Annotated in this window: 8 protein-coding genes; 2 read left to right on the forward strand and 6 right to left on the reverse strand. The window is 61.5% G+C overall.

All coding sequences use genetic code 11. The features are described from left to right. The 5 genes from HC022_RS12365 to HC022_RS12385 all read right to left on the reverse strand — a co-directional run. Positions 1-582: P-loop NTPase (locus tag HC022_RS12365; protein WP_368484660.1), on the reverse strand; the 582-nt coding region annotated here is incomplete at its 3' end. A gap of 36 nt (positions 583-618) precedes the next feature. After that, complete coding sequence (locus HC022_RS12370; protein WP_089958397.1) at positions 619-1,383, reverse strand: ethylbenzene dehydrogenase-related protein; 765 nt, start codon at positions 1,381-1,383, stop codon at positions 619-621. 11 nt (positions 1,384-1,394) lie between these two features. Beyond that, entirely contained in the window at positions 1,395-2,150 is a 756-nt protein-coding gene (locus HC022_RS12375; protein ID WP_254885071.1) for a molecular chaperone TorD family protein, read from the reverse strand. Then, the gene (locus HC022_RS12380) at positions 2,150-3,130 is read right to left on the reverse strand and encodes a 4Fe-4S dicluster domain-containing protein (protein ID WP_167452633.1); all 981 of its coding nucleotides are present in this window, start codon (positions 3,128-3,130) and stop codon (positions 2,150-2,152) included. The genes HC022_RS12375 and HC022_RS12380 overlap by 1 nt, the downstream gene beginning before the upstream one ends. A gap of 27 nt (positions 3,131-3,157) precedes the next feature. Then, positions 3,158-5,890 (reverse strand): molybdopterin-dependent oxidoreductase, encoded by a 2,733-nt coding sequence (locus HC022_RS12385; RefSeq protein WP_167452634.1) that lies wholly within the window; start codon positions 5,888-5,890, stop codon positions 3,158-3,160. Positions 5,891-6,103: 213 nt separating this feature from the next. Here HC022_RS12385 and HC022_RS12390 point away from each other — a divergent pair, with 213 nt between their 5' ends. Continuing rightward, entirely contained in the window at positions 6,104-8,473 is a 2,370-nt protein-coding gene (locus HC022_RS12390) for an ATP-binding protein (RefSeq protein ID WP_167452635.1), read from the forward strand. Between the two features lie 8 nt (positions 8,474-8,481). After that, positions 8,482-9,213: a response regulator transcription factor gene (locus tag HC022_RS12395; RefSeq protein ID WP_167452636.1), complete on the forward strand. Its 732-nt coding sequence runs from the start codon at positions 8,482-8,484 to the stop codon at positions 9,211-9,213. Between the two features lie 434 nt (positions 9,214-9,647). Here HC022_RS12395 and HC022_RS12400 read toward each other — a convergent pair. Continuing rightward, positions 9,648-10,317, reverse strand: a 670-nt coding sequence (locus HC022_RS12400) for a LysE family translocator (RefSeq protein WP_368484661.1), incomplete at its 5' end; no start/stop codon positions are given.

The raw sequence follows: 10,317 nt of genomic DNA on the forward strand, positions 1-10,317 counted from the left end.
CACCGCCTGTGGCGAGGTCACCAGAACCGCCGAGACGTTGCTGCCTTCGAGCATGTCACAGAGCGTGATCAACTCGTTGCCGGTGCCGGGGGGCATGTCGACCACCAGAAAGTCCAGAGAGCCCCAATCGAAGCTGCCGATCAGGTGGTGAATGAAATCATGTTTGTAGGCGTCGCGCCAGACGATCGGGGTGGTGTCGTCTTCGAGCATGAAGGCGAGTGAGCCGACCTCGACCGGGTGCGCGTTGCCATCGGCCACGAAGCCGTGGGTCTGCAATCCGGCCTTGGTGGTGCGGATCTTGGCCCCGGAAAATCCGAAGAACCGGCTTTGGTTGGGGCCGTGGATGTCGGCATCGGCGACGCCGACACGAAATCCGTTCCGCGCCAGACCGGCGGCCAGATTTGCGCTGACCGTGCTTTTGCCGACGCCGCCCTTGTTGGCCAGGACGACGATGATCTGGTCGATCTCCTGCAGCCGGCGTTCGATCAGGACCTTGTTGTGATAGGGCTTGTCGAGCGTGCAGCTCGACTCTTTGGGGCAGAACTGGCAGGCGTGGCCCAATCCGCAATCGGTCTTGGGCACACTTGCCTTCTCTTCGGGTGTCAGGAAATCCATGGCTTATTCCGATCCCATGTCGAGCATGATCCAGCCGTCCGAGACGCGCTTGAACCCGTCGCGCTCTTTCTCGGCGCCCTGCCAGACGGCAAAGGCCATCGGCACCGTTTCGCGGGTCAGCGACACGTTGTGATCGCCTGCCGCGTCGATCGGGCGCGACATCACCACCGTCCATTCGTTCGGGTCGCCGTCCTTGTCGAGGTAGTCGCTTTCTCCGCTGACGGGCTGTTCGTCCAGCATCGTGGTGCTGCCGGGGCCGCCTGCGGCGAGGTTCTGCACCGTGTCGCTGCCGGAGCGCCAGTACCAGATGTTCACCGCGCTGTCGGGGCCGTCGCCCATCATGTAGGACGTCTCGTCATTGCCCATGGAGAACTGCACCGCGGCGCCATCCCGGAACCGGTCAAAGGCGGTTTCGGTGTCTTTGGTGTCATCCACCCAGCGCAGCCGCACATAGAACCTGTCGGATGTCCGGGCCAAGGTCATGTTGAGATAGCTTGGCTCGGCATCGTAATTGACCCGCAGCTCCACCGATTGATGCACCGCCGGGGCGGGCAGCATGGCCACGCGATATTCGGGCAGGCGTTCCCAGATGATATCGTCGGGATCGTTGACCGTGCGCAGGTAGATGCCGTCGGGAATGGTGGACACCTTTACGGTGTCATAGGCCTCGAGCAGTTTGACATTCGCATCGTCCACGACCTGGGCGGTGGACAGGGTCGGAGCCGAAAGCAGGACCAATGTGGTCAGGGTCGCGAGCGTTCTTTGCATGGTGGGTCTCCTTATCCCCAGAGGTTTTGTGCCGCCGGTTCAGCGGGGGAGCTGCCGGTTTTGGGCGCATCGGGGTCGCGAAACGGGCCGACCCTGACCTCTAATTCGTTGATCTGGACCTCTGCCCAGTCGCCCATGTCCTGCACGAGCTGGGCAATGGTCGGATCCAGCAGCTTGACCTGATCGCGCCGCAGCAATCCGGCGACGGCCTCTAGGGTCGGGCCAAGGTAGCGGCACAGGAAATCGCGCTGCGCCCGGCGATAGCCCGAGGCATCGTGGCCTTTGGCCAGTGCGTTCGCCTCGAAGTGGCAGAGCACGGCCATCAGTTCCAACATGGAGGCGAGATGGTCGGGCTCATCGGTCTTGCCTTCGTCGCCGGTGGCCGCCTTCAAGCCGAAATGTTTGTAGAACGCTGCGACGTTCAGCATGAAGGAGGGCCGGGTCAGACCGGCAAGAATGCTCTCATGGTCGCCGGCCAGAAGGGCGGCAACAGGCTTGCCCCCATGACCATGCAGGAAGGCACTGATATATCCCGCCTCAAAGCTGGCGAAATCCTCAGAGACGGGCATTGTGGGCCAAGGCGACCCTGTCGCATCCGCCCAGGCAACGCTGAATGCCTCTTGAAACTGCCCCGAGGCGACGGCGTCGAAGAACTCCTTTGAGGGATGTCCAAAGGCCAGCGCCGCCAGACGCCAGATGCGTTCCTTGGCCCGGGCTCGTCCGGGGCTGTCGCCCATCGGGGGGCGTGATGTGACCGCGACCGACATCAGCTTAGCTTGAACATTTCGGCGTGACGGTAGCCGATCAGCGTGTCCATCAGCTCGCTCTCGCCGCCTTCGGCCTTCTTGGCGCGCTCTGCGGTGATCGTCTCAAGCGCTGCGCTGACTCCGTCGCCAAACAGGCTTTCGAGATAGTCGAGCGGAACGCGGGACTCGGCGGTGGCCCCACCGGCCTCGTCGATTTTCGGCGGCGACAGGGGCGGCACATAGAAGACGTTGGGCTTGGTCCCCATCTCGGGATAGAGCGGCAGGGCGACCTTGTACTTGTCCACCAGCGTGTGGATCGGCCCGTCCTCGTCGTCGCGGTAGCCGATCCAGCGGATGCGGCCGACGCATTGCTTGGCGCAGGCGGTGGGCAGGCCCTTTTCGATGCGCGGATAGCAGAAGATGCATTTCTCGGATTTCGAGATTTCCTCGTTGAAATAGACCTTCTTGTAGGGGCAGGCAGAGACGCAATAGCGGTAGCCGCGGCAGCGTTCCTGGTCGATCAGGACAATGCCATCCTCCTGGCGCTTGTAGATCGCGTTCCGCGAACACGCCGCCAGGCAGGCCGGGTTTTCGCAGTGGTTGCAGAGCCTCGGCAGGTAGAAATAGTAGGAGTTCGGGTAGTCGCCCTCCCCCTCGTCCTCGTCCCAGTTCGCGCCCCATGTGGGTTTGACATTGGGGCGCAACCACGGGTCGGTGCCGGTCATCAAGGCTTCTTCGTAGTTGTACTCCCACGGCACGCCGTAGTCTTCGGCGCTGGGTTCCTTCCCGATGCGCAAGGCGCCATCCTCGTCGAAGCCGCCTCCCATCTCGTGAAAGTTCTTGGGATAGCCGGTGCCGGGCCTGGTCTCGACATTGTTCCAGTACATGTATTCGCGACCATTGCGGTTGGTCCACTGCAGTTTGCAGGCGGATGTACAGGTGTGGCACCCGATGCATTTGTTCAGATCCAGAACCATGCTGAGCTGACGTTTCACGGCCATGTCTTATTCCTCCCTCTCACGCGGCTCTTACGCCGGCTCCACGTCAACGCCGCTTTCATGCGCGAGCTGGTTTGCATTCCATTTGAAGAGCTTGAAGCCGAGGTGCCCCCATCCGCCCGCCAGCTCCAAAGGCTGGATCAGCGTGGCCATGGTGTTGTTCATCGGCTTCCACTGCTCGTATTGATGCGGCTCCCAGCCGTGCTCCATCATGATCGAGGTGGTCGGCAGGCTGGGATAGAACTTGGCTTGGGCAAAGAACTCGCCCGCGCTGTTGAAGACCCGCACCTTGGAGCCGTCGGTGATGCCCTTTTGCGCCGCCAGTTTCGGATTGATGTAGATGTTGGGTTCGCCCCGCTGCAGCCGCAGCATGAACTTGTTGGACCGCCAGTTGGAATGGATGCCCCATCGCGTGTGCGGCGAGTAATAGTTCAGTGGGAAGTTCGACGCTTCACTGCCGGCGTGATGCCGCGCGGTTGGAACGACGGCGCCCAGCTTCTCGAAGGTCGGATGGTCGCAGTAGAAGGTGACGCGCCCGGTAAGGGTTTCGTATGGCTTCTTGTTCTCGGTCTGAGCCACGAAGGGGTTGTAGGGTTCGTCCACCGGAATCGGCTGGTTGTTGCCCCCTTGGGCATTCATCACGATAAAGCCCTGTTCGGCTGCATCTTCCAGAGACACACCGCCCATTTCGGGGCTGTTGTCCACGAGCCATTTGGTGGCGTCGTAGTCGGTCAGAAGCGTCTGGTTCATGGTGAAATCGTCGTGGATCGTGTGCAGATCGCGGCTGACGTCGCCATCCTGATACCCTTCGATCCCGCGTTCGATGGCACGCTCCTGGATCTTGCGGGTCAGCAATTCCATGATGTCCCAGTCCGGCTTTGCCTCGCCGATCGGTTCGACCGGCCTGGAGAAAACGTTGATGAAGCGGTGGAACCCGACGCCGCGCAGATCCCAGGCCTCGTAGTGGCTGGCGGCGGGCAGCAGGTAGTCGGCCCATTGTGCCGTGCTGTCCATGCGCACGTTGATGTCGACAAACAGTTCCTCGACCTCTTCGAGGATGCGCTCGCGGTACTTGTCGACGAACTTGTTGCGCCGGAACTTGTTGTCCGCGATGGAAATCAGCCCCTTCATATCGCCGTTGTAGGGCATCCACCCTTCACCGATACTCTGGTCGATCATCTCTTCCATTTCGTCGATGTTGAACCCGACGCGCTCCTTGAGCTTGTCCGCGTCGTAGTAGTTGCGCGCGTGCTCGATCATATGGCCGCGCTGGAATTCGCCGAGACCGCCGGGCTCGAGCCGGGGCAGTTTTTCGAACCCGTAGAGCGCCAGTTGCAGCCATGCGCCATGGTTCCAGTCGACCCAGGAGGTGTCCATGCCGCCGGTCTTGCCGCCATGCCCGGTCAGCGCCAGCATCAGCGCTTGCGACCAGCCGGTGTAGATGCCGTTGGAATAGCGCCCGACGTTGAAGCCCAGCATCAGGATCGCCTTTTTCGCCTTGGCGAAATTGCGCGCTTCGGCCCGCACGGTGTCGGCGGCGATGCCGGTGACGTCGGCCATGGCTTCGGGCGTGTGTTGCGCCGCCTCGGCCCGGACTTTTTCAAAGACCGTGGTGACCTCGATCCCCTCGACCGTGAAGGTGCCTTCGAGCGCCGGATCGACACCGTCAAGCGCGATGGTCTTTTCCTCTGACCCCATCGTGCCCTTGAGCATCACGGCGGCACCGGAGTTCATATCCCAGTGATAGAAGTTCTGGTCGGAGCCGCCCTCGACCAGATCGGCCTCGCGCAGCAGCTTGCCGTTGTCTGTACGGACCAGCACCGGCAGATCGGTCTGTTCCTTCACGAAATCGACGTTGTAGAGGCCTTCCTCGATGATCACGTTGACCATCGACATGGCCAGGAACGGGTCGGTGCCCTGTTTGATCGGCATCCACAGATCGGCATGGATCGACGAGGGGTTGTAATCCGGCGCGACCGAAACAATCCGTGCGCCGTTGTACTTGGCCTCCCAGAGGTAATGAGCGTCGGGGATGCGTGTCACGCTGGGGTTCAGAAGCGACATCATGATGTAGTCGGCATCGAACCAGGCGTCCGACGTGAAGCTTTCCTGCGGGTTGCCGTAGGCCAGATGCGCGCCGGTGTTCAGGTCGCCCACGTCGGTGAAGATATCAAGCTGCACCCCGCCGACCAGGGAGGCAAACCGGTAGGGTGCAGCGAAACGGACCATCGACTGGCTGCCAGACCCGGTATGGGTCATCAGCTTGCCGGGGCCGTATTTCTCGAAGATGTCGATCACCTTGTCGGCGATCTCGGTGGTGATGTCGTCCCACTCCATGCGCTGCCATTTGCCTTCGCCGCGTTCGCCGACCCGCTTCATCGGGTAGCGCAGGCGGTCGGCCTCATACATGGCGGCGGAGTGGATCGAGCCCTTCTGACAGCCGCGCGGGTTGGCGTCGGGGACGTTGGGGTTGATCTGCGGATATTTCGCCAGCTGCTCTTCGCGGATGACGATGCCGTCCTTGACGTAGATGTCGAAGGCGCAGTTGCCGATGCAGTTGATGCAATGCGCGGCCTTGCCGATCTTGTCCCAGGTGAACTCCCGGCGATAGAGGTCTTCCCAATCGCGATAGGGATATTCCTCGGCCAGGGTGTCTCCGATCGGTTCAAGCCGGTTCAAGGACCATGCCTTGTTCGCGGCCAGAACGCCGGCACCGGCAAGTGATGACGTTTGCAGGAACTCACGACGCTTCATGCGCAGCATGTTCATCCTCCCTTTGACTATCCGCCCAGTTCTGTGGGTCGATCATTGAGTCTCAGGTTAGAGGAGGAGTCGTCGCCAAAGGCTGCGAAGTTGTTACGTGATGTAAACGAGTTGTAACCAAACAGGGTCCGGGGTTTGCGAAAATGGGATAAGGTGGTCTTATCGCAGGCAAGCGTTGCTTCTTGGGGGAGGGCCCGACGGGCCGAGATGCCGATGCCGACAGACATGCAAACCAACACGCCGTCCGGTTTCGGACGCAACAGCAATACCGAGGCGCTGACGGATTTTCTGGAACAGCGGCTCGACCGTTTGGTCGATCGCTCCATCGAGATCGCCAAATCGAACGGCTACGCCCCCTTTACCACGACGATCCGCGCCGCCTGGGTCGAGGCGATTGCCAGCGTCACCGATGCACTTGGACGTTACCTTGCCAGCAGCACGGACGCGCCGAACGGGCCGCTGGCGACGCTGGATTATGCGTCCGATCCGCGTTTCGCCCGTATGCGCGTGATTGCCCGGATTCACCGGTCACAAGGCATCACGCTGCAGATGTACCTGGGCTTGTTCAAGCACTTCCGCAATCTCTACATGACCGAACTTGCCCTGTTGCCCGGCGGCGTGACCGCGCAGGAACTTTTCCGGGTGCGTGACTTCTTTGATCACACCGAACTGAGCATCAGCGCGGATTGGCACCACAACAACGACAACCTGCGCCTGCGTGAATTGCAGGAGCGGTCCCGCGCGACCACGCTTGAAAAGGACCGTTATTTCGCCGTTTTCGAAAGTCTGCGAAGTGCGGCCTTTCTTCTGGATCACGGTGGTCGTCTGGTGAATGCGAACCAGGCGGCGGCGGAACTGTTCCTGGGGCGCGACGCGCAGGCGGGCGACATCATCTACCTGCGATCCATGCGGCGTCGCAAGAAATCGCTGCAGGCGGTGGTCGACAAGATCATGGAAAACGCCGACCCCTCGGACGAGCCGGTGTGGCTGGACACGTTGGACGGGCCGCGCTGTTTCGATGTCCGCACCCGCACCCTGCACGATGCGGTCGAAAACACCGCCCTTGGCAATGTGGTGCTGTTGAACGATGTCACCGCACTGCGGCGCGATGCAGAGGAAGCCAAGCAGTCAGAGCGGGGCATGTCGCGGTTCCTGGCCACGATGAGCCACGAAATACGCACCCCGCTGCATTCCGTTCTGGGCGCGGTCGAACTGTTGCGCACCGCGGATCAGGCCAGTTCAGAAACCTTTCTCGACGTGATCGAAGCGGCGGGGAAGGCATTGCTCCAGACGCTCAGCAACGTGCTGAACTATTCGAAATTCGAAAAGGCCCCGCCTGTGCCGCGCCCGACGGACACGGATCTGTTCGAAGAGATCCGGGTCTACAGCCGCATGGCCGTCATTGGTCGCAATGTCGCCCGGACACCGCTGGATTTCGACATTGGCGACGATGTTCCGAAATCGGCGCATCTTGACTGGGGCATGATCCAGCAGGTGCTCAGCAACCTGGTGTCGAATGCGCAAAAAGCGGACAACGGGGAAGGGGTTGCGGTGTCGATCCGGCGGGTCCCCGACGATGCGGGTGGCGAATCGCTGCGCTTTGAGGTGAGCGATCATGGCCCGGGCCTGCCAGAACATGCCGCGAAAGCCCTATTCCGCCCTTTCAAGGACACCATGGCGCGCGACACCGGCGATGGCGGATCGGGTTTGGGATTGGCCATCTCGCACCATCTGGTCGAGGCCATGGCAGGGCGGATCGGCTATCAGAATCTCGAGGCCGGTGCCTTGGTGTGGTTCGAGGTGCCGCTTGTCCAGTCCGACATTCTGGATGCGACCGGGCCGCGATCCGCGGGCCAGACCACCCGCAAGTTGCCGCATGCGCAATCGTGCATGTTGGTCGATGACGACCCGATCGGCGCCAATGTCACGGCCCATCAACTGGAGCGGATCGGTCTCAAGGTCACCCGCGCCGCCTCTGTCGCGGAGGCAAAGCAACAGGCGGCCAAAGCCGAGTTCGACGTCTATGTGGTCGACTACCTCTTACCCGATGGGGACGGCCCGACACTGATCGCGTATTTGCAGGAACGTACACGTCGCCGGGCCAAGTTCATTGCGCTGACGGCCAATGTCGATGCGCTTGTCGGTCGGTCTACGGGGTTTGACGAGGTGCTTGCCAAACCGGCCGGTCAGGTCAGCCTGTCGTCGGCCATTTTCGGATCGGAGTCGCGACACTTTTCAACCCATCCAACACGCCGCGAGGCCCCCGAAAGCCTGCAAGGACTTGCGCCCGGTACCGTCAAGGCGATGATTGATGTCTTTGCCTCGAGCTGGTCGGAGTTTCGCCGACAGTTGCGGGCCGACGACACCCCGCGGCATGTGCTGACCCTGTCCGCGCACCGGCTTGCCGGAAGTTGCGCGATCCTGGCGTTGTCGGACCTGGAAGCCGCGCTGCGCTGCCTCGAAGCCGACTGCAACGACGAAGGCCAGCCCCTCAACCTGGCCGCACATCTGGCGGCGCTTGACCGGGACCTGGGCGACTTGCCGTCCTGGCGGCGGCTGACTGCGGGTGAGGCAGTGGTATGAGCGTCCGGATGCATCAGGTCCGCCCCCTGCCCAGCGCAAAGAGAGCCACTGTTCTTTGCATCGATGACGATCCGATCGTGCAACTTATGCTCGAAGACATTATCGCCGGGGCCGGTGCTGATTTTGTCATCGTCGGATCGGCGCGCGAGGCCGAAGACGTGCTGGCCGACACCCATTTCGATCTGGTCCTGCTCGACCGGTGCCTGCCGGACAGTGACGGCCTGCTGTTGTTGCGCACGATCAAGAGCGAAAACGACTGCCCGGTCATCATTCTCAGCACATTGGACAAATCGAGGGACAAGCTTTTGGGGATCGGGCTTGGCGCCACCGAATATGTGACCAAACCGTTCAATCCCCTGGAGCTGAGCAGCCGTATCCGTCAGTTGCTTCATAACCATTCCGACACGGCCAAGCCGGCAGCGAACGGTGTTCTCGAAATCGCCGGGATGACATTTGACCCGCGCAGCCGCCGACTCGAAACACCCGGCCAATATGTCATTCTGGCGCCCGCGGAGGCGCGGCTGCTGCATGCGCTCTTGCTGAATGAAGGGCAGTTGCAGACGCGCGATCAGATGACGCAGTCAATCTGCGGGCGTGAGTGGTCCCCGGGGGACCGCAGCATCGACGTGCTGATAAACCGTCTGCGCGGGCACATCCGGTCTTTCCCGGTTGACATCGTGACGGTCCATCGCGCCGGGTATCTACTTGTTTGCGAAACCGAAAACGCCGTCAGGACGTAGCCACGGTGCGCACAAACTTCGCACCGATCGGCGCGTGAAGGTCTCGACGCGCGGGGCGGAGCGGTGAGGGGTGGGCGCAGGCTTCGCCGGATGAGATTGCCTCAGATGGGGTCTGGCAGGCGTATGGCAGGAAGTCTGGCCGGGGAAGAGGGTGGATTTTGGCGACTCCGGGGATGTGGGGTGGATGGTGGGGTGCTAGATGGTGGCGCGTGTGTGTTTCGTTCGGTCCTGACCAGCCGTTCAAGCCAGGCGGTGCCCGCGTCTGGTGCCGGCCCCAAAGCGGACCTTCCCTGTGGCGCGCAGTATCGTCGAGTTGATGAAGGTCGACTTTGCGGACGAAGTGAGTTTCCGTTGCACCTTGCGTGAAAGCCCGTCTAAACTATGCATACTCATCGCGCCGCTGTCGTGACGCGCCGACGTGAACGTTAGAGAAGCTATACCAGCAGCATCCAAATCGCGACTGCCGCGAGTATGCCGGCAAAGGACAGGTTCAGAATACGCGCCGTCTCTGGGCTACGCCAGCGCGCGGTCATACCGTCACCCAAGGCAGCATAGAGGGAGAACGCCACCGCGTTGTTGATCGTGAAGATAAGCGCGATCCATATAACGAAGGTGGTCCGATCCATGTCCGCCGCACCAGCGAACTGTGTGAACATCAAGGCTATGATGAGATAAGCTTTCGGGTTCAGAAGAAGCAGGATCACACCGTCCGCGATGCTCGCTGGCTTTGCTTCGGTATCACCTGCCAGAACACCAGCCCGTGCGAGACCCCAAGCCAAATACAGAACGTAGGCCGCGCCAGCAAAGCGGATGACGGCTAAGAACATAGGCGCTTCAAGCGAAATCCAATCGAAGCCGAACCCCATCGCGATCGTCACCGCGAGCGTGGCGACGTGGTAGCCGAGGTTCGCTGGGACGGTCGCCCGAAACCCGAAGCGCGCGCCATTGGCGGCGAAAAACATGTTTCCCGGCCCAGGCGAATAGGCGAGGGGCGCTAGGAACAGGATTAAGTGCAATTGTGAGCTGGGCCATGTGCCTGAGCCGACTACACTGTTAGCAGGGTGCTGAAATAGTCGGGCCTCGACGCCGGTTGCGGAACATGAT

The organism is Salipiger sp. HF18 (assembly GCF_011806505.1).
GTDB lineage: Bacteria > Pseudomonadota > Alphaproteobacteria > Rhodobacterales > Rhodobacteraceae > Salipiger > Salipiger thiooxidans.

What these genes read in the sequence shown, in the direction of transcription:
- HC022_RS12385 (WP_167452634.1), bottom strand. Translation starts at nt 5,890, where the DNA reads ATGCTGCGCATGAAGCGTCGTGAGTTCCTGCAAACGTCATCACTTGCC.
- HC022_RS12370 (WP_089958397.1), bottom strand. Translation starts at nt 1,383, where the DNA reads ATGCAAAGAACGCTCGCGACCCTGACCACATTGGTCCTGCTTTCGGCT.
- HC022_RS12375 (WP_254885071.1), bottom strand. Translation starts at nt 2,150, where the DNA reads ATGTCGGTCGCGGTCACATCACGCCCCCCGATGGGCGACAGCCCCGGA.
- HC022_RS12395 (WP_167452636.1), top strand. Translation starts at nt 8,482, where the DNA reads ATGCATCAGGTCCGCCCCCTGCCCAGCGCAAAGAGAGCCACTGTTCTT.
- HC022_RS12390 (WP_167452635.1), top strand. Translation starts at nt 6,104, where the DNA reads ATGCCGACAGACATGCAAACCAACACGCCGTCCGGTTTCGGACGCAAC.
- HC022_RS12380 (WP_167452633.1), bottom strand. Translation starts at nt 3,130, where the DNA reads ATGGCCGTGAAACGTCAGCTCAGCATGGTTCTGGATCTGAACAAATGC.